The organism is Candidatus Cloacimonadota bacterium (assembly GCA_012516855.1).
In the GTDB taxonomy this organism is placed as follows: domain Bacteria; phylum Cloacimonadota; class Cloacimonadia; order Cloacimonadales; family Cloacimonadaceae; genus Syntrophosphaera.
The window spans coordinates 1-21,913 of the sequence record JAAYWB010000071.1; the positions used below are offsets into that span (position 1 = coordinate 1).

The 21,913-nt window shown below is 56.5% G+C and carries 13 protein-coding genes; 8 read left to right on the top strand and 5 right to left on the bottom strand.

Annotated elements, in window-relative coordinates; all coding sequences use genetic code 11:
- The first annotated feature begins 918 nt into the window (after nt 1-918).
- The 8 genes from GX466_07375 (at nt 919) to meaB (ending at nt 13,540) form a co-directional block, all read left to right on the top strand.
- Nucleotides 919-3,039 carry a ribonucleoside triphosphate reductase gene (locus GX466_07375; protein NLH94021.1) on the top strand — a complete coding sequence of 707 codons (2,121 nt, stop codon included), beginning with the start codon at nt 919-921 and terminating at the stop codon, nt 3,037-3,039.
- Nucleotides 3,039-3,749 (top strand): anaerobic ribonucleoside-triphosphate reductase activating protein, encoded by a 711-nt coding sequence (locus tag GX466_07380; GenBank protein ID NLH94022.1) that lies wholly within the window; start codon nt 3,039-3,041, stop codon nt 3,747-3,749. The genes GX466_07375 and GX466_07380 overlap by 1 nt, the downstream gene beginning before the upstream one ends.
- A gap of 3 nt (nt 3,750-3,752) precedes the next feature.
- Nucleotides 3,753-6,179: a DUF2344 domain-containing protein gene (locus tag GX466_07385; GenBank protein NLH94023.1), complete on the top strand. Its 2,427-nt coding sequence runs from the start codon at nt 3,753-3,755 to the stop codon at nt 6,177-6,179.
- Nucleotides 6,180-6,536: 357 nt separating this feature from the next.
- Nucleotides 6,537-7,037 carry a thermonuclease family protein gene (locus GX466_07390; GenBank protein ID NLH94024.1) on the top strand — a complete coding sequence of 167 codons (501 nt, stop codon included), beginning with the start codon at nt 6,537-6,539 and terminating at the stop codon, nt 7,035-7,037.
- 108 nt (nt 7,038-7,145) lie between these two features.
- On the top strand, nt 7,146-8,420 hold the full coding sequence (locus GX466_07395) for a phosphoglycerate kinase (protein ID NLH94025.1): 1,275 nt from the start codon (nt 7,146-7,148) through the stop codon (nt 8,418-8,420).
- Nucleotides 8,421-8,433: 13 nt separating this feature from the next.
- Complete coding sequence (locus GX466_07400) at nt 8,434-10,317, top strand: methylmalonyl-CoA mutase (GenBank protein ID NLH94026.1); 1,884 nt, start codon at nt 8,434-8,436, stop codon at nt 10,315-10,317.
- Nucleotides 10,314-12,443, top strand: a complete 2,130-nt coding sequence (scpA, locus tag GX466_07405; protein ID NLH94027.1) for a methylmalonyl-CoA mutase — start codon at nt 10,314-10,316, stop codon at nt 12,441-12,443. Before GX466_07400 ends, scpA begins: the two co-directional genes overlap by 4 nt.
- A 68-nt stretch (nt 12,444-12,511) precedes the next feature.
- Nucleotides 12,512-13,540 carry a methylmalonyl Co-A mutase-associated GTPase MeaB gene (meaB, locus tag GX466_07410; GenBank protein ID NLH94028.1) on the top strand — a complete coding sequence of 343 codons (1,029 nt, stop codon included), beginning with the start codon at nt 12,512-12,514 and terminating at the stop codon, nt 13,538-13,540.
- A 156-nt stretch (nt 13,541-13,696) separates the two neighbouring features.
- Here meaB and GX466_07415 read toward each other — a convergent pair whose 3' ends face one another.
- The 5 genes from GX466_07415 to GX466_07435 form a co-directional block, all read right to left on the bottom strand.
- On the bottom strand, nt 13,697-15,853 hold the full coding sequence (locus GX466_07415) for a hypothetical protein (GenBank protein NLH94029.1): 2,157 nt from the start codon (nt 15,851-15,853) through the stop codon (nt 13,697-13,699).
- Between the two features lie 516 nt (nt 15,854-16,369).
- Nucleotides 16,370-17,029 carry a hypothetical protein gene (locus GX466_07420; GenBank protein ID NLH94030.1) on the bottom strand — a complete coding sequence of 220 codons (660 nt, stop codon included), beginning with the start codon at nt 17,027-17,029 and terminating at the stop codon, nt 16,370-16,372.
- On the bottom strand, nt 17,029-17,688 hold the full coding sequence (locus GX466_07425; protein ID NLH94031.1) for a hypothetical protein: 660 nt from the start codon (nt 17,686-17,688) through the stop codon (nt 17,029-17,031). The genes GX466_07420 and GX466_07425 overlap by 1 nt, the downstream gene beginning before the upstream one ends.
- A 1-nt stretch (nt 17,689) precedes the next feature.
- Entirely contained in the window at nt 17,690-18,706 is a 1,017-nt protein-coding gene (locus GX466_07430; protein NLH94032.1) for a hypothetical protein, read from the bottom strand.
- A gap of 16 nt (nt 18,707-18,722) precedes the next feature.
- Complete coding sequence (locus GX466_07435; GenBank protein ID NLH94033.1) at nt 18,723-21,878, bottom strand: T9SS type A sorting domain-containing protein; 3,156 nt, start codon at nt 21,876-21,878, stop codon at nt 18,723-18,725.
- Nucleotides 21,879-21,913: the final 35 nt, after the last annotated feature.

Consider the following 21,913-nt stretch of genomic DNA (forward strand, 5'->3'; position numbering starts at 1 on the left):
GGGCAGGTGCAGCATCCGGGACAATAGACTAACATATATCCATATATAACATATATATACCTATCTAACTACTAATTCCTACTAATTTAGTATATATTATGTTATATAGTATATATATCAGTATCTTGGATATTCTCTTCCCGGACCGGGGGAAAAAGGTCCGGAGAAAGGGAACTTGCGAAATTGCGAATTTGACACCCACTATGCAAAACCAAAGAATCTCTTGTTGAAATCCCGGACCAGGCGGATTTCGTTGGTTAATATCATCCCCGCGGCTGATGCCTCACCCTTCCCATCAGGCTTTCACGCACTCGAGGAAGTCCCGGAGTGGTTTTAAAAATAATTCTTTCGCCCAACCCCATTTTTCTCATACGCACGTTTATAGAGGGGCATGTTAACGCGCGCAAAAACGCCCCCTGATCCGCACCCAAACAATCCCCGCGCCGGCTGCGGGAGGTTTTCGGGAGGCGCATCATAATGAAAATAGAGTGTGTTAACGAAGAGGAAAAGAGGCACACGCAGATTTCACAGATGAAAAAGTGGCGGCGCTCGCTGAAGCGCCGACAAAGAGAAAGGGAGAAAAGGCTGGCGGAAGGCTGCCGTCGAGCGGGGAACAGGCATCGACGCAGCAACACATCCTGTCGTCCATGCTCACTGTGTTCGCTGGACGCCAGGCTCCAGGGAAAAAGGCGGTGCGGCGACCGCCTGATCAGGGCCGCCAAATCTTTTATCTGCGGGCTTTGGACTGCTTTGGGAAAAATAAATCCAAAAACGCTCAAGTTTCGCTTGACAGAAATGCTAAGTTCCTATTATTATACAACTCGCAGCATTGGCGCGGCTATGGTTAAAGTGAGATCAAAACTTATAACCTGATGCGCGCGAGCAGATTATCGATACGTATCGCAAGGGAGGATTGTGATGTTTTCGAAGATTCGGAAACGCAACGGCAACATAGTCAGTTTTGATAAGCAAAAAATAGTGCAGGCCATACGCAAGGCAGGCGAGGCCACTGGAGAGTTTGAAGGCGAAGCTGCTGAAGTTTTAACGGCGCGGGTGGTGAACCTCCTGGCGCAGATCATAGATTCCGACATCCCTGAAGTGGAGCGGATCCAGGACATCGTGGAAGAGGTTCTGCTGGCATCCCCCTACAAAAAGGCGGCGAAGGCCTACATCATCTACCGCGACCAGCACGCGCGCATCCGCGAAATGTTTTCCACCGGCGGCGTGCAGCTCATCGACAAGTATCTGGAAAAACTCGACTGGCAGGTGAACGAGAATTCTAACATGGCCTATTCCCTGCAGGGATTGAACAATTACATCGCCAGCGAGATTAGCAAGACCTACTGGCTGAACAAGATATACCCGCCGGAAATCCGCCGGGCGCATATCGAGGGCGACATCCATATCCACGACCTTGGCCAGCTTTCCGTCTATTGCGTGGGCTGGGACCTGATGGACCTGCTCGTGACAGGCTTCTGCGGCGCCGAGGGCAAGGTGGAAAGTTCGCCCGCGAGGCATTTCCGCAGCGCCCTGGGGCAGATCGTGAACTTCTTTTACACGCTGCAGGGAGAGGCGGCCGGAGCGCAGGCCTTTTCCAATTTCGACACGTTGCTGGCGCCCTTTATCCGCTATGACAAGCTCTCTTACGAAGACGTGAAGCAGGCGCTGCAGGAATTCATCTTCAACATCAACGTGCCCACCCGCGTCGGTTTCCAGACGCCCTTTACGAACATCACGCTGGACCTGCAGACTCCCGACATCTACAAGGATACGCCCGTGATCATCGGCGGAGAGCCGCAAACCCTTACTTACAGCGACTTTCAGCCCGAAATGGACATGCTGAACAAGGCCTTCCTCGAAGTGATGATCGAAGGCGACGCCAAGGGACGCGTTTTCACCTTGCCCATTCCCGCCTACAACATCACCAAAGACTTCGACTGGGATGACCCCAAGCTCAGCTATCTCTGGGAAGCGACGGCCAAATACGGCATCCCCTATTTCTCAAACTTCGTGAATTCCGACATGGACCCCAACGACGCGCGTTCGATGTGCTGCCGCCTGCGCCTGGACACGCGCAAGCTGGAAGCCCGCGGCGGAGGCCTGTTCGGCGCCAATCCGCTCACAGGCTCCATCGGCGTGGTGACGCTCAACCTGCCCCGCATCGGCTACCGCGCCCACAGCGAGGAAGAATTCTTCACTCTGCTGGAAGAGAACCTGCAAATCGCCAAAAACAGCCTCGAGATCAAGCGCAAAATCCTTGAACGCTATACCCTGAACGGACTTTACCCCTATACGCGCTTCTACCTGAAGAACATCTACGAACGCTTCATGCAGTATTGGAAAAACCACTTTTCCACCATCGGCATCATCGGCATGAACGAAGCCTGCGTGAACTACCTGGGCAAAAACCTCGGAACCTCGGAAGGGCGCGCCTTCGCGCTGAAAGTGATGGACTACCTGCGCGAGCGTCTGGTGGATTTCCAGGAAGAGACGGAATGCAACTACAACCTTGAGGCAACGCCGGCCGAAGGCACCAGCTGCCGCCTCGCCATCCTCGACAAAAAGTTCTATCCGGATATCATCAGCGCCAACTGCGGCGGCGAAACGCCTTTCTATACCAACAGTTCCCAACTGCCGGTGAACTTTTCCGACGACATCTTCGAGGTGCTTGACCTCCAGGACGAGCTGCAGACCAAATACACCGGCGGCACCGTGCTGCATATCTTTGGCGGGGAGAGGGTCGAACACGGCGAAAGCATCCGCAAGCTTGTGCGCACCATCTGTTCCAGCTACCGCTTGCCCTACTTCACTTTTTCGCCCACCTTCAGCATCTGCCCCCAGCACGGCTACCTCAACGGCGAACAGGCCAACTGCCCGCAATGCCAGAGGAATACGGAGGTTTTCTCGCGCATCGTTGGCTACCTGCGCCCCGTCTCGCAATGGAACGAGGGCAAAAAGGCGGAATTCAAGCTGCGCACCACTTTCGACACCATCAAGAACAGCCGCGCGAAAGACCCCGCGAAGCATCACGCGCTCTGATGAGGATTGGCGGTTTTCAAAAGTTCTCGCTGCTCGACTATCCCGGGCAGTTGGCCGCCATCATCTTCACGCAGGGCTGCAATTTCCGCTGTCCCTATTGCCACAACCCTGAACTGGTCGATCCCGAGCGCTTTGAAAAGCCCCTGGCGACGGGACGGGTGCTGGATTTCCTGCGCAGAAGGAGGGGCAAGCTCGGCGCTGTCGTCATCACCGGCGGCGAACCCACGGTGCAGCCCGATTTGACCGGATTTGTGAAGAAACTGAAGTTTATGGGCTTCCTCGTGAAGATGGACACCAACGGCTCCCATCCAGATGTGCTGCAAAGCCTTGTGGAACAGAAGCTCGTTGATTACTGGGCGATGGACATCAAGGCCCCGGCTGACCTCTATCGCCTCGTTTCGCGCTCCGAAGTGCCTGTTGAAGACATCCTCCGCAGCATGGACATCCTCCGCGGCAGCGGGATGGAATACGAATTCCGCACCACCTTTTTCGAGCGCCTCTTCGACTGGAAAGACATCGCCCGCGTTCAGGAACTGCTCAGGCCCGGCGACCGTTTCTACTTGCAGGAATGCCGCTACGAAGGCACCCTTGAAGACCTCAGCAGCAGCGCCGCCGACGTCAGGAAACACCTGCAGGACAATCCCGCCTGCAAAACCCTCATCCGCCGGGGTGACAAACACCAGGTAAACATCCGCATCCGTTCCCTGTAAGCTATGCAAGAGGTCCTCATCGAGCCCTGGCTGCCCCTTGTGGAAAAGCCCTCGCGCTACATCGACCACGAACTCAACGCGGTGCGCAAAGCCTGGCAGGATGTGAATTTCTGCTTCGTCTATCCCGACGTTTACGAGGTGGGCGTCTCGCATCTGGGGCTGAAGATCCTCTATTCCATCGTCAACCGCCTCGACGGTGTTATGGCAGACCGCGCCTACCTGCCCTGGCTGGACATGATAGACATCATGCGCCGTGAGCGGCTGCCCCTCTTCGGCCTCGAAAGCCGCCGTCCGCTGCGGGATTTCGACCTCGTGGGCATCACCCTGCAAACCGAACTCACCTATTCAAACATCCCCGAAACGCTGTCCCTTTCAGATATTCCCGTGCTGGCGAAGGACCGCGCGGAAAGCGACCCCATCGTGATGGCAGGCGGCCCCTGCGCCACCAATCCTCTGCCGCTTTCCCGCTTCATCGACGTCTTTTTTCTCGGCGAGGCGGAGGCCGGCATCGTTGAGATCGCCCAAATCTTCAGCCGCGTGCGCGATAGGGAGGGGCGGCTGCAGGAACTGGCAAAGCTCGAAAGCTGTTACGTTCCGGCCCTGCACACGGGGCAAAGGGTAAGTTCGCGCAAATTCACCGGCTTTGGCGCCGGCGGCACCCTGCACAGCCCGCAGATCCTTTCCTGGCAGCTTGCCACCCACAACCGCTGCGTGGCCGAAATCATGCGCGGCTGCTCCCGCGGCTGCCGTTTTTGCCATGCCGGCTATTTCTACCGCCCTGTGCGGGAACGCGACGCTGCCGAAGTGCGCGACGAAATCCTGCAAGAGGTGGCGCTCACGGGCTGGGACGAAGCCGGCCTGCTCTCCCTTTCCAGCAGCGATTACAGCCGCGTGAAGGAACTGCTGGCGGGCCTGCTTGAGGCCGTGGATACCGACCGCACCCACATTTCGCTGCCCTCGCTGAGGGTGGACGCCCTCGATCCGGAAACGGTGGAACTGATGCGCGAACTTGGCCGGGAAGGCCTCACCATCGCTCCCGAAGCGGGTTCGCAGCGCCTGCGCGACATTATCAACAAAAACCTCAGCGAAGAAGAGATACTCCGCGGCGTGCAAACAGCCCTCGACCTCGGCTGGCAGAAGGTTAAACTCTACTTCATGGTGGGCCTGCCGCTGGAGACCGAAGAGGACATCGAGGGCATCGTCAGCCTCATCCAAAAAATCGCCTCCCTGAGCCGCAGCCTGCAGATAAACGTCACCCTCTCTCCCTTTGTGCCAAAGCCTTTTACGCCTTTCCAGTGGGCCGGGGTGCTTCCCCGGGAGGAGATTCTGCGCCGCTGCCTGAAAGTGAAGCAGGCCTTTTCCCGCCAACGCTCCGTCCGCGTGAAATACCACACCATAGAGAATTCCCTGCTGGAAGCAGTTTTTTCCCGCGGGGACGAAAAGGTGGGCGAACTAATCCACAGCGCCTGGCTCCTCGGTGCCCGCTTCGACGGCTGGAACGAGTGTTTCGACTATTCCCTGTGGGAACGCGCCGCCGAGGAAAGCGGCATCGACCTGGAGGAGTATCTGCGCGCCAGGGACCTGATGGCGCCGCTGCCCTGGGATTTTGTGGATATCGGCATCGACAAGGGCCTCCTTGAGCGCGAATGGGCTCGCGCTCTGGCTGGGGAAACAACTCCCGACTGCCGTGAAGCCTGCTCGCGATGCGGAGTTTGCGGCCCTTCCGTGAAGACCGTTACCGCCCCCGCCTACATCGCTTTGCCCACGCCGAAAGGCAGCCGCGGAAAGACTTTCAGGCCTCAGCAGAGCCAAATCCGCCACCGCTACCGCCTCTGGTATGCCAAGGATGGCATTCTGCGCTTCATTTCGCATCTGGACTGGATGCGCATGCTTTTCCGCCTCATCGGGCAGATGCCGCTCGAAACCGTTTTCACGCAAGGCTTTTCGCCCCATCCCCGGGTGAGCCTCTGTCCGCCCCTGCCTTTGGGCGTCGCCAGCGTGTGCGAATTCTGCGACGTCTCTTTCCATAAACCTTACAGCCCCGAAGAAATAGCCGCGGCCTTCACCCAGCCCCGCATCCCCCAATTCCGCTTCCTGCGCAGCGAAACCCTCCAAGGCAAGGGCAGGCAGCCCACTGGCGAAATCATCGGCATCGCCATTCCCGATAACCTGCGGACGGGCGTGGAAAGCCGCATTGCGGAATTCTTCCAGGCCGAACGGCATATCTTCACCAAAAGCACCCCCACCCGCAGCAAGGAATATGACCTCAGGCGCATCGTCACCTCCAGCGAGTGGAACGGCTCGCGCCTGCTGATCGGCAAAAGCCTTGCCAGCCCTTCCTTGTTCGATGTGCTGGCGGAACTGCTGGCGCTGGATAAAACAGAGCTTTACGCGCTTTCGGTCACGCGCTATGACTGGCTGTTCAAATAGCCTTTAGGCTGAAAGGGGCGTAACTTGGTTTCCTGTGCCCGCTTCCTTTGCCCTTTCCCATCCGCCTCTTTTTCGCCTCCCGCTTAGTTCCCGTTTGACAGGCGGGAACTAAGCGGGAAGTGAGTGGGAAGTGAGTGGGATGGGGTAAATGGGGAAAGCACCGACGACAGATCAGGCATTCGCCGGGGATGAACGAGAAACATCACGCGGAGGCAATGAGGTGGAACCTGAAAAGACACCATACAGAGCAGATTAGGGCGAAACGAGGCAAATGAAAAGCGGGTAGATTCGGTTATTTGAGAACGCCGTTGGCGGAATTTCCATTGACAGAAGCGCTGCCAAAGCGACAAAGGCTCCATGAGATACAGGATCACCAAAAAATCCCTGCTGAGCCTGGCGCTGGGGCTGATCGTCCTACTGGCCGTTCGTTTCCTTTCCGCGAAAGAAATCCGGGGCCAGGTGGTCTCCATCCAGGATGGCGACACCATCACGGTTTTGCAGGGCAGAACCACCTGTAAAGTGCGCCTGGCAGCGGTGGATTGCCCGGAAAAGGGGCAGGCTTTCGGCAATGTTGCCAAACAATTCACATCCGACCTCGTTTTTGGCAAGGCCGTGAAAGTGAAATATGAGGAACTCGACCGCTACAATAGATATCTGGGCACCGTTTACATCGGCGGGAAGAACCTGAACAAGGAACTGCTGAAAGCCGGCTTGGCCTGGCATTACAAGCAATACAGCAAAGACCCGGTTTTGGCTGCCCTGGAAGTGAAGGCCAGGCAGGACAGGAAAGGCCTCTGGTCTGACCCCAAAGCCATCCCGCCCTGGGAGTTCCGCCGCCTGAAAAGAGAAAAAGCTTGACGCTGCCGCCCCTTTTGGCAAACTGCTTCCAAACGGCATTTTCTCTGCCGCCGTTTTCTGATATCCGTTAAGTATTTGATATGTAAGACATACAAGGAGAACCGAGCCATGACAAGCATTCCCTGTTTCCTGGAAGCGGACCTCCACGGAAAAACCGTGCTGGTGCGCATGGACCACAATGTTGTGAAAAAAGGCAAGATCAAAGACCCGATGAGGATCGAAGCCACGATCCCCACCCTGCTGCATATTTTCAAGAAGGGTGGCCGCCCCATTTTGATGAGCCACGTGGGCAGGCCTTACAACAAAGCCACCGGAGCCATCACCATTTCCGAAGGCGAGGCGGTTGGCCCCATCGTTAAGTATCTGGAGGATAAACTCCAGTTGCGCGGACTGATTCCTGACTGTCCGGCTGAAGGCGAAAAGGGGATAACTGACCTTAGCCCCATCGGCGCAGCGGTTTCCGCCATGAAAGAGGGCAAGGCGGATTTCGTGTATCTGCCCAACACCCGCTGGTTCAAAGGCGAAGAGAGCAAAAACGAGGATTCTGACGCCCTGGCCGCCAAACTGGCCTCTTTTGCGGACCTCTTCATCAATGATGCTTTTGGTTCCTGGCAGCCGCATGCCTCCACCTTCAACATCACCAAGTATCTGCCTTCCTATGCCGGACTGCTGATGCTGAAAGAGATCGCCAACCTGCAGAAGGTCTTCGAGCCCCGCAAACCCCTGGTTTCCGTGGTGGCTGGCTCGAAATTCGACACTAAGATAGGACCCCTTTCCTCCCTCATCAAAATCAGCGACAAACTCGTGCTGGGCGGGGTTCTCTACAACGCCTACCTGGCTGTGAAATACCAAATCGGAATCAAGGGCCTGGAACCCTCCGACCTGGAAATGGCGGAAAAATTCCTGCAGGAAGCCGGACCCCTGAAAGACCGCATCGTTGAACCTCCTTATATAATAGAATCGGACAGCTTTGAAAACGCTGAAAGCTGGAGAGTCCACAAAATCTCCGACCTGAAGCCCGGCACCCAGCTAAACTATGTGCTGGACGTTGCCCCGGAATCCTTTTCAGAACCCGCAGTGCAGGAAGTCTTTGCCGGGGCCGCCACCGTTTTCGTGAATGCCGTGATGGGCTACACCGCCCTCTTCACCGAGGGCACCAAAGCTATGTACAGCCTGATCGACAAGAACACCGGTGCGCAGAAACTCTTCGGTGGCGGCGACACCATCCAGGATTTCCGAGGTCTGCTGCCCGGCATTTTCGCAAAAGCGGTGAATGATCCTCAATACTACTTTTTCACCGGCGGCGGGGCTGTCCTCGACTCCATCGTGAACGGCTCGCCCTACGGCATGAAGCCTGTCCAGGCCCTCATCAAAGAGTCCTGAAGGGAGAGTGAAAATGGAACTTCAAGAACTGGACCTCCGCAAGGAGTTTCCGCCGCCCAGCCTGGAAGAATGGAAACAGGCCGTGGTGGCCAGCCTTAAAGGCGCTGATTTCGACAAGGTGATGCGCACCAAAACTTACGAAGGCATCACCCTGAAACCCATATACACAAAGGAAGACGTGGCCGGACTGGGCTTCACGGACGCCCTGCCGGGCGAAGCTCCCCACCAGCGGGGAAACGCGCCTCAGGGCTTTGCCAGCCAAGGCTGGAAAGTGGCCCAGGCACAGACCACCCAAGACCTGGCGGCCCTGAACCGGGAAATTCTGGATGAGCTTTCCCGGGGACTTTCTGCTGTTAACCTCGTTCTGAAACACGACGATTTTCCCGCTGGAATCGAGCTCCGCTCCGCGGAAGACCTGGCCACTGCCCTGAAAGGGGTGGACCTGAAAGCTGCACCGCTCATGGCTCAAATGGATATGGGCGATCCCGACCTCTTCTCCTGGCTGGAGGAGTTTTGCGCCCAAACCAAACAGGACCTGAGCCAGCTTGACGGCTGCCTCGGCTTCGATCCCACTGGCGAGTTTGCCCGCAAGGGATTTCTGAACCTGCCTCTGGAAGATGTTTGGAGCCGGGTGGGCGCTGAAGTTGCGCGCAGGGTGGAAAAAGCTCCCAGGCTGCGCTGCCTTTCCATCGACGCCACGGTCTATGCCTCCAGCGGAGCCTCAGCCGTGCAGGAACTCGCTTTCGCCCTGTCCACCGCCATCGGTTATATCCAGGGCTTGCAGGTCAGCGGCTTGGAAATCGACAAGATCGCCCCGCTGTTTCAGGTGAAGTTTTCCCTCGGTTCCAATTTGTTCATGGAAATAGCCAAGATCAGGGCTTTCCGGATGCTGTGGAGCGAGATGGTAAAAGCTTTCGGCGGCAATGACGAGTCCCGCCGCATCTGGATCCACGGAAAAACCTCCACCTTCAACAAAAGCGGCTATGACCTCTATGTGAACATGCTGCGCACCAGCACGGAAGGGTTTGCCGGGGTCGTTGCAGGGGTGGACAGCCTTGAGATAGACCGTTTCGACGCAACGCTGGACGTCGAGGCCACCAAGTTTTCCAAACGGCTTGCCCGCAACCAGCAGCTTATCCTGGCCGAGGAAGCCCATCTGAGCAGGGTTGCCGACCCCGCAGGCGGATGCTATTATATCGAAAGCCTCACCGCGGATCTGGCAAGCCAGGCCTGGAAAATGATGCAGGAGCTGGAAGCCGGGGGCGGAATGATCCGCGGCCTCAAAGCCGGGACCATCCACACCATGATCGACGCTGTGGCCCAGGCAAGGATCGACGCCGTGCACAAAAGGAGAGATGTTTTCGTGGGCGTGAACATGTATGCCAATCCGGATGACGCTCTGCCGGCCTTGGCGGAAGCCTCTGTTGATGACAGCAAAGCCGCCGTGCGCCTCGAGTGGGGCGCCCTGCCGAAACGCCGAGCGGTGGAAGCTCTGGAACAATTCCGCTCCCGGATGGCGGCTTATGGCAAAAAGGTGTTCCTGATCACCATGGGCAGCCTGGCAGAATACAAGGTCCGCGCCGACTTCGCCACAGGCTTCCTGCAGGTGGGCGGATTTATCGTGGTGGAAGGAACTGGCTACACCGATGTTCAGTCCGCCGTGGAGGCCGCCGGGGACTACGAAGCTGTCTGCATCTGCAGTACGGACGACAAGTATCCCGAACTGGTGCCCGCGCTCTGCGCTCAACTGAAAGACAAGATAAAAATCCTGGCAGGCTATCCGGCCGACCAGGTGGAAGCTCACAAACAAAGCGGCATTGATGTCTTCATCCATCTGCGGGCAAACCTGCTGGACACCCTGCAATACCTGGCCGCCCGCATGGGGGTGCAAAAATGAAACCTGATTTCACCACTCTGAATCCCAGCTTCGCCGCGGAACCCAAAGCGCGGGAAGCAGTCGCATCCAAAGCCTGGCGCACCAACGAACAGTTGGACGTGAAGCCGCTTTACACCAAGGCTGACCTGGACAACCTGCAGCATTTAGATTATCTTTCCGGCCTGCCGCCTTTCCTGCGGGGGCCTTATCCTTCCATGTTCGTCCAGCGGCCCTGGACCATCCGTCAATACGCGGGTTTTTCCACCGCCGAGGAATCCAACGCCTTTTACCGCCGCAATTTGGCCATGGGCCAGAAAGGCCTCTCCATCGCTTTTGACCTCGCCACCCACCGCGGATACGATTCCGATCATCCCCGGGTGATCGGTGACGTGGGCAAAGCTGGGGTGGCTGTGGACAGCATTCTGGACATGAAAATCCTCTTCGACAGGATACCGCTGGACAGGATGAGTGTTTCCATGACGATGAACGGTGCCGTGATTCCCATCATGGCCTTCTACATCGTGGCCGCTGAGGAACAGGGTGTGAAGCCGGAACAGCTTAACGGCACCATCCAGAACGACATCCTGAAGGAATACATGGTGCGCAACACCTACATCTATCCACCGGAAGCCTCCATGCGCATCATCGCTGACATCTTCAAATACACGTCGCGGAACATGCCTAAGTTCAACAGCATCAGCATTTCCGGCTATCACATGCATGAAGCAGGAGCCACCGCCGACCTGGAGATGGCATATACTTTGGCCGATGGCCTGGAATACGTGCGCACGGCCGTGAACGCTGGCCTGGACATCGATTTGATCGCGCCCCGGCTGTCATTCTTCTGGGCCGAGGGCATGAACTACTTCATGGAAGTGGCCAAGCTCCGCGCCGCAAGAGTGCTCTGGGCCAAGATCATCAAAGGTTTTGGGGCCAAAAACCCGAAGAGCATGGCGCTGCGCACCCATTCCCAAACCTCCGGCTGGAGCCTCACCGAGCAGGATCCCTACAACAACGTGATCCGCACCTGTGTGGAAGCCCTGGCCGCCACGCTGGGACACACGCAATCCCTGCACACCAATTCCCTGGACGAAGCCATTGCCCTGCCCACCGATTTCAGCGCCCGCATCGCCCGCAACACCCAGCTCTTCCTGCAGCACGAGACCGGCATCACCAAGGTTATCGACCCCTGGGCCGGCTCCTACTATCTGGAAAGCCTTACGGACGCCCTGATGAAGCGCTCCTGGGGCCACATCATGGAAGTGGAGAAACTGGGCGGCATGGCCAAGGCCATCGAAACAGGCCTGCCCAAACTGCGCATCGAGGAAGCAGCCGCCAGAAGGCAGGCGCACATCGATTCCGGAGAAGACACCATCGTGGGCGTGAATAAATACCGTCTGGAGAAGGAAGACCCGATGGAAATCCTGGAAGTGGACAACTCCGCTGTGCGCGAATCCCAGATCGCCCGCTTGGCCAAACTCCGCGCCGAACGCGACGAAGCCAGGGTGAAAGCCTGCCTCGGCGCCATCACCCAGGCAGCTAAAGACAAAACCGGAAACCTGCTCGAGCTGGCGGTGGACGCTGCCCGGGCCAGAGCTTCCCTGGGCGAGATTTCCAGCGCCATGGAATCCGTCTTCGGACGCCACCAGGCTTCCATCAAACTCATCAACAACGTTTACAGCAGCGAGTATGCCAAAATGGATGAAATAGAACAAGTTCGCGCCCTCACAGACAGGTTTGCCGACCGCGAGGGACGCCGCCCCCGCATCCTGGTTGCCAAAATGGGCCAGGACGGCCACGACCGCGGCGCAAAGGTGGTTGCCACCGCTTTTGCCGACATGGGTTTCGACGTGGACATGGGACCCCTGTTCCAGACCCCGGACGAAACAGCCCGCCAGGCAGTGGAAAACGACGTCCACATCGTCGGCATGAGTTCACTGGCCGCCGGCCACAAGACCCTGCTGCCGCAACTGGTGGAGGAACTGGCAAAGCTTGGCCGCGAGGATATCCTAATCGTGGTTGGGGGCGTGATTCCGCCCCAGGACTACGATTTCCTGCTGGACAAAGGCGCCACGGCCATTTTCGGGCCCGGCACCAAACTGCCTGAATGCGCCACCCTGTTGCTGGAAAAACTGTTGCAGGATTGAGCGTGACCAGGCATCGCAAGCCGGAATGGGCACCCGCTGAGGGCGGAAAGGAATTCGCCTCCCGGGTGATGGAAGCCAAAAGCGCTGGCAGCAAGGTTTCGGATGCCGAGGCCAAAAAGCCGTCCCGCGGCCTGCCGCCAGTTGATTCCATCGCCGCCGGGGTTCTCAGCGGCGACCGCACCCTGCTGGCCAAGGCGATCACCCTCATCGAAAGCAATTCTCCCCGTCATTTCGAGGCGGGACAGGAACTGGTCCGCCGGCTTCTGCCCGCCTCGGGAAACTCCATCCGCGTGGGCGTTACAGGTGTTCCCGGAGCGGGGAAGAGCACCTTCATCGAAAGCTTCGGCCTCTGGCTAATAGAGCGGGGCCACAAAGTCGCCGTGCTGGCCGTTGACCCAAGCAGTTCGCTTTCCCGGGGCAGCATTCTGGGCGACAAAACCCGCATGGAGGAACTGGCACGGCACCCAAGCAGCTTCATCCGTCCCTCACCCAGCGGCGGAGCATTGGGGGGCGTGACCCGCAAAACCCGCGAAACCATCATCGCCTGCGAAGCTGCCGGCTATGACATCATCCTCATCGAAACCGTGGGAGTTGGACAGTCTGAGGTAACCGTGCGCTCCATGGTCGATTTCTTTCTGCTGATGCAGATCGCCGGAGCCGGAGACGAACTCCAGGGCATCAAAAAGGGCATCATGGAACTGGCCGACCTCGTTGTGGTGAACAAAGCTGACGGAAACAATATCCAGGCAGCCGAACTGGCTGGACGTGAACTAAACAACGCCCTCCATTACCTGCGGCAGGCGACCCCAGGCTGGACCACCAAGGCCCTCACCTGCTCCGCTGTCCAGAAAACCGGCCTGCCTGAAATCTGGCACGAAATCGAACGTTTTGTGGACCAGGGCAAAACCAGTGGCGTGTTTGAGGAACGACGGCAGAGCCAGGTGCTCCAGTGGTTCGAATCCTTGCTTGCCGAGGCAGTTCTAAACCGCTTCTACTCCGATCCCAAGATAACAAAGCAACTGCCCCGCCTCCGCGCGGCTGTGCAGGACGGTTCCCTGCCTGTTCTGCTGGCCGTTCAGGAACTGCTGGCCGATTAACGGAAGCCTGGAACAAATCTGCTTATATGGCCTTATTGACTTCAAGGGCAGGTTGAATACTGTCATTGCACATGAAGTCCAAGCCGTCCATAATCTGTTCAATTAGATATGGTTAGCTTTGACGGCTTGAACTCCATGTCCTCAATTTGGTTTAATCTATCGCCGGTGATGCTTTATCCGCTCTTTCCCTTTTGGGTTTGATGGCCTTCTTAGCGTGCAGAATGTGTTCCGGATACCAGGCAGTTTTTCGAATGGGGTGTTGTTGGCCTTTATCCGGAAGAACTTTTGGGCTTCAACATGATCTGGGCAATAGTAGGTGTCCGTGGTAGTGTTGATCAAGGTCCAATACCCATCATCCGCGTAAGGATCCGAACTGGCGTAGATTAGATAGTCGTTAGCAAACGGCACGGGATCCCAGCTTAGTTTGGGAACCCCTTCCCACAGGCTGAAGCTGATCTCCGGAGCGGCGAGGCCGGCGGCGACATGGGCCTGGATGATCCAGGAGCCCTGTTCCTCCACTTGGGAGAAGTATCCGGCTTCCCTCCAGTATGACATTCCGTAGTCATGATCGTTAGTGAACCAGACGCCGTTCCCGCCGGGGACGTTTTCGACTGAAACGTAGAAATAGGGAGTGTTGATCACCAGGTTGTCCGGCAGGTCGTAGTAGTTTAAGCCATTGAAGTTATAGGTGATTGGCCCGGTGAGGTCGGTGAGGGTGAACCCGTCATCAGAGTAGATGTGCAGATCCGCCTGCACTGGCTGGGGGGTGTCGACAGTCACTTCTGAAAGAAGCATACCCGAACCCAGCTCGTAAAAGGGATTGGCGAAGCGGTTGGCGGCTCCGAATGTATCCGGGCGGCCCAAGCCCACCGAATTGCTCCAATTGTAGAAGAGCCAGAAGTAGTTGTCCACCACAAACCAGTGGAAGTTGTCCCAATCTCCGGTGCTGGCGGTGTTCAAGTTCCCGTCTGTGGCAGTGATGAAATATTCCACCCTGGTGCCCGTGTCTTGGGGCGGTATGGTTGCAGACCAGGTGTTTCCGCTGATGTTTTCCATGGGCAGTTCTATCTGCGTGCCTGTCGCCTGGTAGTGCAGGATCACTTCGTCGATTCCGCTCTGCCAGATGGGGTCATCAACCACTTCCGCCGTGAGGGTGAAACTGACATCAGGACTGGGGGTGCTGAGCGGGGGGAGGAAGGTGATGATGGGAGGCTGGTCGTCGTTGGTCAGTTCACGGATGGTGACGTCGTCCACAAACCAACTGTGGGCGTCATAGCCCCGGTAAACGAAGGCGAAATGCACCATCATGCCCGCGAAGGGGCTGATATTGAGCCTCACATTCTGCCATTCCTCGGTTACGCTGTCAGGGTTCCAAAGCTCATGCCAGCCAAGCTGGGCGAGGTTTACGGGGCGGATCATCACCCCGCTGTAGGCGTAGCAGTCCATATAGAAATTGTTGTGCCAGAAATCGAGCACCAGTTGATCGCGGAGCTGGGGAAGCAGGATGGACGGGGTGATCAGCCAGCCGTCCTGGCCGTATCCACCTTCCCAGGAGGAGCTGTACCAATGGGCGGCGCAATTCGAGCCGCCAAGGGTGTGGTTGATTTCAGTATCCAGTAGCCAGTACCAGGGCTGGCCGTCATTATCCTGGATGGACCAGCCGGCGGGGGGAAACTCAGTCCCTTCAAAATCCCAGTAAACGGGCAGGGAGGTGACAGGCTCCACCTCGTAGATGGTGATGTCGTCCAGATACCAGTAGTTGGCGTCATTGCCCTGATGGCGGAAGGCAAAATAGGTGTCCTCGCCGATATAGTCGGTGACATCCACAAAGACGCGGTTCCAGTCGGTGTTTACGCTGTTGGCAGCCCAGATTTCCGTCCAGCCGGGATCCTGGGGATCAGGGGAGGAGTTTGCCTGCAGGCTGCAATATTGGTAGTTTTCCGACCAATCGCTACGATGCTGGAAGCTGAGGGTCATGAAGCTGTCTTCAGGCATCAGCACCGCCGGAAGGATCAGCCAGCCGTCCTGGTTTCCGGCGTCGCTGGCGTAGTGGAGGGCGGATTTGCTTCCATCCGGGGTGGTGTTGTGGTTTGTATCGACCTCCCAGATGGTTCCGGCTCCGTCAACATCAACGCAGGTGAATCCTTGCGGCGGGAAGGTGGGATGCTCGAAATCCCAGGTGGCGGGAAAAACGGTGATCCCCATTCTACTGTTCACCTCAAGGGCGGTCACAAAGGCATCAGGATCACTGGCCATGGCGGTGAGGAACGCGGCGAGCAGCGTCGCTGCCATTACTAGCAAGATCGTTTTCATACATGAACTCCTTTGTTTAAGGTTTGAACAGGCATTCCGGGCTGTGCGGGCCTTCCGGGGAGTGCGGACAGGGGTGCGGATAGGAGACCGGTCCTCAAGGTTCCGAAGCCGTTCTACGGAGTTTGTATGCCAGTAATCAAGCAGGCCCGCGGCCTGATATGCTACATCGTACGCTTATGAAGTAATGTAATTTTTGTGCAGCATATTTAATGTCAAGGATAAAGTGGACCAACATCAGACTTTTTTGTGGATTTTTTGCGTCAGGACCCGCAGAATTCAATCCGGATGGTGAGGATAGGGGCAAACCGGATGGACAAACTCTAACGGGCTGGAACAACCAGATTACCCATTTGATTGAAAGAGCGCCACAAACTGTTTACCCACCACGATGCCCTGCCAGTCACACCCTTAGCGCTCACGTTTATCCATCTCCCACGCCCCACGCAAAATACTCGCATCCAATGCGGGCATCAGGCGGGAGGCGCTTCAGGGACCAGGTATAGGGCCTTAACGGTCTTAGAAGTCCAAGCCTAACATCAGGACGGGACTGCGGTCCTTGATGTCCAGCCAGACATGGGCTTGTTTGTTTTTGGCGTTGTAGCGCAGAATGTCTATGCCGCTGATGAGGTGGTTCACGATCATCACGCCCACCGCCATCATCCTGTAGTCGCGCATATTTTGGGCTTCGGTGCGAATCTGCACATATTGGCCCCGGTTTTCGACGCTGTCCCAGTTCCAGGCAAGATTGTCCGGGTAGATGTTCTCGTCGATGTAGATCTGTCGCTGGTCCGGGTCGTGGGGAAACAGCCGCAGCGCTTCCTGATACACCCAGGCGTTGTAGCCGCCAGCCTCGTAGCCGCTGCTGTTGTATTTGCTGATGTCGCGGAGATAGCTCTCAGGGTAGTCTCCAGGCTCGATGTGGGCATACTTTAGCGCGTATTCGTAATACTCGCGGGTTTTCAGCTGCGCCTCCTGGTTCAGATAGAGCATGCTGGAAATGAGGGCGGCTTCAGCAGTTAGCATGCCGTAGCCGTAATTCCGGCCGTGGCGAATCTGGCTGAGGCCGGGCAAAACGAGTGACTGCACGAGCTGCAATCCCGTGCTTTCAGCGGCCAGGGTGGTCCCGAAGGCCAAAAGCAGCAGGAGGGTTACCAGATATTTGATCTTGGCAGGCATCAAAACTCCATACGGTAATTCAACATCAGGCCGCCAGACTCAAGCGGCGTAAAATAGAGGGCTGTGGGTTGGCCCGGTTTTCTGGAAATCAGGGCAACGTCAATGAGGCTGATAACGCGGTTCAGCAGCATCACGCCCAGGCTTAGGCTCCGGTACATTTTGGCGGTTTGGGTCCTGAACCGCAGGGAACGGTATTGGTCCTGATGATAGGAACTTTGCCAGGACCAGGCTTCCTCTTCGGGATAGGTGTTCTCCGCCAGATACGCGGCATAGCCGGCAGGATCGTAATTGTATATCAAATAAAAGTTTCGTGCTTCGAGTATCCTGACCTGATTGAAGGAGTCGCTGCTAATATACTGCTGGATATCCTGATAGTAGCTGTCCGGCATGCCTTCGGGAATGCCGGCATAGACATCAGCATAGCTTTTGTATGAACTTGTGAGGTTTTCTATTTCACGTCCGGTGGCAAGCCAGGCTGTGAGGGCCACGAGGTCAGCTGTCAGCATGATCCCTCCACGGGTGTTTTTGCCCAGGGCGATCTCACCGCTTCCGGGCAGCGCCGCGGACATTCCCAGATACGCCACTTTGGGCAGCGCAGCCAGCGGCAAAGCCAGCAACAAAGCCAGGGTCAGGAACAGCAGTTTGGAGGATGTGCGCATCTCAGAACCTGTAGGTAAAGCCCAAAGAGGGGGTGATGTTGTTGTTGCTGCTAAGGCTGGTGTAATATTGGAACTCAAAGGGTTTCTGGGTGATGGCAGTTCTGTTGACGCGGTTGGTAAGGGCGAAGGCGTCGATGGCTGCGGCGATGTGGTTTAGGGCAAGGCCGATGGTGCAATAATTGGCATAGTAGAACTGCTGGTTGGCGGAGCGGCGCATATCCAGATATTCCTGACGCCAGGGCGAGGCGGCGTTGGTTCCGGGCGCAACCGCGTTCGCGGGATCGAGGTTACCGGGATTGTTCATGTAATATTCAATCCTGTAGTTCTTTATCCAGCGGTTGTTGATTATCAGTTGGGGATCGGTGTTGTTCGGGTTGAAGACCCAGGTCGCGTTGTTGGGCACTTGGCTCAGATAGAAAGAACCATTTCCGGAAGTGGGATCGGTGGCGAAATTGTGATACCAGTCAGCCCAGCCGAACACGTATTTGTCGTATTTACCGATATCTTCATAGAAATGCTGGGTGTCGGTGTCGTCCAGGCGGAAAAAAGTGCCGTCGTAGATATCCAGCGCGCCCGGATTGATGTTCATCATCACCGTTTGCACATTCTTCTGGTAATCCCTGCGGTAGCGGGTGCCGGTATAGGTGTAGGAATACTGCTCGCCGTTCACGGTGTAATTGAAAACCTGGGTGACAGTCTCGCCATTGGCGAAGGTCTGAAAGGCTTCGGTCTGGTCCTTGCCCTGTTTGTTGAACCAGACTATGCCGCCGATGGTAGCCAGTTCCAGTACTGGAAAGAGATAGGCAGTGAACGACGAGGGCTTCGCGTAAAACTGACCCGCTCCGGGCAGCAGCGCGGAAAAGAGCATGGCGCGGCGGGCATCTTTGGGTTCGAAATTCACCTTGATGATGTCGCTGACGTCACCCTGGGGTTCCTGCCAGATCAGGTCGTCTATGTTCTGGGCAAAGGCGCCGGTTAGCAGCGCCAGGCCCAATATGAGCAAGATGGTTTTTTTCATACATTGGCCTCCAGGGTCATTTCTCCACAGCGAATTTTATCCTCTTGTTCTCAGTGCCTTTACGCACCAAGAGAATGTAAACGCCAGATGCAAGTTTGCCGCTGTCCAGGGCCACATCCCGGCGCAGGATGCCGTTGGCGGGCAGAGAGTGGCTTTGCAGCAGCGAGCCGTTGATGTCATAAAGACGCAGTTCCACAGTAGTGTCAAAATTCTCGATGCGGACCCTGAATTGGGAATCGCGCACGGGGTTGGGAAAAACAAAGGCTGTGAAATCCTGAACTGGCGGGATGTCGTCATACAGGCCGTGGCCTTCAAAGCTGCCATCGCAGCCATTGCGGAACCCATTCCAGTATATTCCGTTGTTCAGCATTCCCAAAGCTTTTCGGTGGATGAACAGCCTGCCATCGGCGTCAGTATAATACCAAAAGAGATTGTGGGATTCCAAGTTAATGGGCCCAAACGCGAGCTGTGAGCCGAAAACCGTATCGTCCGTCAACAGGGATCTCTGCCAGAGGATGCCTTCATCTGCAAGCCAGGCCACATGGCCTCTTTGAGGCACAGGCAGATAGAGCAGCACTTGTGGATAGGATATTAGCGCGTAAACATGTTCCCGGGCAGAAAAAGTGAGCGGGAAAGCATTGTGGGGATAGCCGCCGAGCAGGGTGCCGTCATGTTTGATGGCGAAGATACGGTTGCCGCAACCCCAAAAGATAGTGGGGTTGACCGCTCCCTGCATTGAGCTGTCCATATACCAGGCTATTCCCAATTGAGTGGGTTTTTCCGCCTGCGTGTTTTGGAAAATCATTTGGAGGCGGTTATCCTGAAACTTGTAGGTATTGCCGCTGTTGGCTGTCAGGAAGAGCATTCTGAGCCCGCTCGCCGCTCCGGTGAAAGTCACAGGTTCATAATCGCCAAAGGGTTCCGGCAGTTCCACCTCGCACTTGATGTAAAGGTCTCGGGTGTCGATAATGTGCAGAAGGTCCTGGCTGAGTGTCACCAGGTCTGTTCCGTAGCTTCCCAGGCGCAGGATTTGGGGAAGCTGGACCATGTCCTTCACCATGTTGTCCACCACGGAACTCAGGCAGGTGGCGGTGCTCACGAACACCGTGTCCCTGATTGCGATGGGCGCGGTGCTGATGGGATCGGGAAAGTTGATGGTTTTGCTTTGCAGGGTGTCCTGTGAGAAATCCACGATTTCCAGAGTATTGGCGTGGCTGAGAATGAGTTCCTTGTAGCCGTCGCCATCCTGGTCCGCGCTTATCACAGGCTGGTCAAGCGTTTCACCGTCCCAGGCGAATGGCCCCATCAGGTCGGTCCACCGGCCATCATAGTGGCTTAGCAGAGTGATGGATTGGGGCCCGATCAGAGGTAGATCGAGGTTGCTGTAGCTGGAATTGATGAAGGGCCCGGGCAGGAGTTCTGGAATACCGTAGGCAGTGACTGAGGTTTCATCGAACCAACCGCTGTTAACGGTGAGATTCATAATAGCGGCGGGGTTGCCAATTCCGCTGAGCCAATACTGCGAACCCATTCCCCAGCTGTCTTTGAGGGGTGGTTCTGTGGTGCCGTTCAGAACAGGCTTCCAGGGCTCCAGACTCCATGACACGAAGTGACCGGATCCATCCTGCAAGGGCTTTTTCGCGTGATAATACTCATACTGGGTGCCAGTCCAGAACCATGACCATTGGTTGCCGATGTCGGGCAGGTTGTCCGCTTCGATGATCTCCACGCCACGCTTGGTGTAGAGTGTGTTTATGGTGTTGTTGGCATAATTGGAGAGGAACTCCCCGTCATTGCCGGTTACGCCCTGAGTGTAGATAACATCTTCATTCACACGCCAGACCAAGAGACCGCCACCCACGGAGGAGCCGTCTTCCTTCAGGAAAGAGGGCAGCAGATAGTCGTATTCATAACTGGGTATGTTTTCGGGATCGTCGATCGGGGTGGGGTAGAGGATAACCCGGCCGTCGTCACTAGCCTTGAGCGCGGTGGCTCCATCGCCGTCTGGATCAACGCTGCGGTTTTCGACCAATATGTATTCTGTGGGGGATAGGGGAATGCGCAGGATCTGAGGAATGAGTTTGTCTCCCGGTTGCCGGTGGCTGCTGGCGGCGAGGGGCATTTCTCTGAACAGGTTAACATATTCCACGTCTCTCAACAGGCCCCGGGAGCGGAGGTCGTCTCCGAAAACCAGTTCGCGGGACCAAGCGCCGGGCAATCCCGGCAAAGCGCCTTCCAGAAGCACATAAGAGCCGTCGTCCAAAATATCCATCAGGATGCCAGAACCGCCGCTGTCCATGATGTCGAAAACCCCAACCATCGGCTGCCAGGTATGGACGTTGTAGAGGTCCACAAAGCCGAGGGAATGTCCAAATTCGTGGCAGAGCACGGCGTTTAGGGCACCGTAGCCGCTGTGGATGGTATCCTCGCCTGAGGTTTGGCTGGAAAAATCCTGCGAGATGGTTGAAGGAACGTTACAGGCATGGCTGATGAGCACAGAGCCGCCATCCACCACGGCTTCCTTGCCTTCGCCCACCCTGATGAAAAAGGAGGGGATGTCGGAAGGAGTGTCGCCATACACGTCATGCTGCCAATCGGAACCGGCGTGGATGATCATGTAATGTCCGAAAGCAGAGAAATCCAGTTCCGGCGAAAGGCTGTCCGCCAGTTCGAAAGCGGTTTTGAAATACTCTTCCATCCGGGAAACGAAAAGTTCGTTATCCGCGCCGGGAGGGTTGTAATAGCCCATGTTTTTAGGCAGGGTGTAAGCCCCAGTTTGTGGCCAGACCTCATATTGGAGGTTGTAGGAACCGGCTGAGGCGGCCAGGTAGTAATAGCGTAAAGCTTCCAGATTCTGCTGGAAATAGGCCCGGTCGTGTGGGGGGCTGCCGACGCTGTAAAGGTAGTTGGGATCAGGTTCCAGCAGGAATTTGCCGTTACCGGTGGTATTGGGGTCGTCGGTGGTTTCAGCCTGGAAATCCACCAGGATCACCAGCAACCTTTCAAAGTTTGCGTCCCGGGATTTCGGCGCAGAGGCGGGCTGCTTGTTCAGCAGCTGGGTGTGGGGATGCCGGCGCGGAGGACGGTTTGAAAAGTGTTTTTGGAGAGTGAGCTTTTCAGCACCGAGCAGGCTGGTAATCGCCAGCAGGAGAAGGAGAAACCTGATTCTCATCCGTAGCCAAAGCCACAGCTCCCCACGTCGGAAGA

Excerpts from the sequence above, each read along its gene's own strand:
- GX466_07375 (NLH94021.1), top strand. The coding sequence starts at position 919 with ATGTTTTCGAAGATTCGGAAACGCAACGGCAACATAGTCAGTTTTGAT.
- GX466_07380 (NLH94022.1), top strand. The coding sequence starts at position 3,039 with ATGAGGATTGGCGGTTTTCAAAAGTTCTCGCTGCTCGACTATCCCGGG.
- GX466_07385 (NLH94023.1), top strand. The coding sequence starts at position 3,753 with ATGCAAGAGGTCCTCATCGAGCCCTGGCTGCCCCTTGTGGAAAAGCCC.
- GX466_07390 (NLH94024.1), top strand. The coding sequence starts at position 6,537 with ATGAGATACAGGATCACCAAAAAATCCCTGCTGAGCCTGGCGCTGGGG.
- GX466_07395 (NLH94025.1), top strand. The coding sequence starts at position 7,146 with ATGACAAGCATTCCCTGTTTCCTGGAAGCGGACCTCCACGGAAAAACC.
- GX466_07400 (NLH94026.1), top strand. The coding sequence starts at position 8,434 with ATGGAACTTCAAGAACTGGACCTCCGCAAGGAGTTTCCGCCGCCCAGC.
- scpA (NLH94027.1), top strand. The coding sequence starts at position 10,314 with ATGAAACCTGATTTCACCACTCTGAATCCCAGCTTCGCCGCGGAACCC.
- meaB (NLH94028.1), top strand. The coding sequence starts at position 12,512 with ATGGAAGCCAAAAGCGCTGGCAGCAAGGTTTCGGATGCCGAGGCCAAA.
- GX466_07415 (NLH94029.1), bottom strand. The coding sequence starts at position 15,853 with ATGAAAACGATCTTGCTAGTAATGGCAGCGACGCTGCTCGCCGCGTTC.
- GX466_07420 (NLH94030.1), bottom strand. The coding sequence starts at position 17,029 with ATGCCTGCCAAGATCAAATATCTGGTAACCCTCCTGCTGCTTTTGGCC.
- GX466_07425 (NLH94031.1), bottom strand. The coding sequence starts at position 17,688 with ATGCGCACATCCTCCAAACTGCTGTTCCTGACCCTGGCTTTGTTGCTG.
- GX466_07430 (NLH94032.1), bottom strand. The coding sequence starts at position 18,706 with ATGAAAAAAACCATCTTGCTCATATTGGGCCTGGCGCTGCTAACCGGC.
- GX466_07435 (NLH94033.1), bottom strand. The coding sequence starts at position 21,878 with ATGAGAATCAGGTTTCTCCTTCTCCTGCTGGCGATTACCAGCCTGCTC.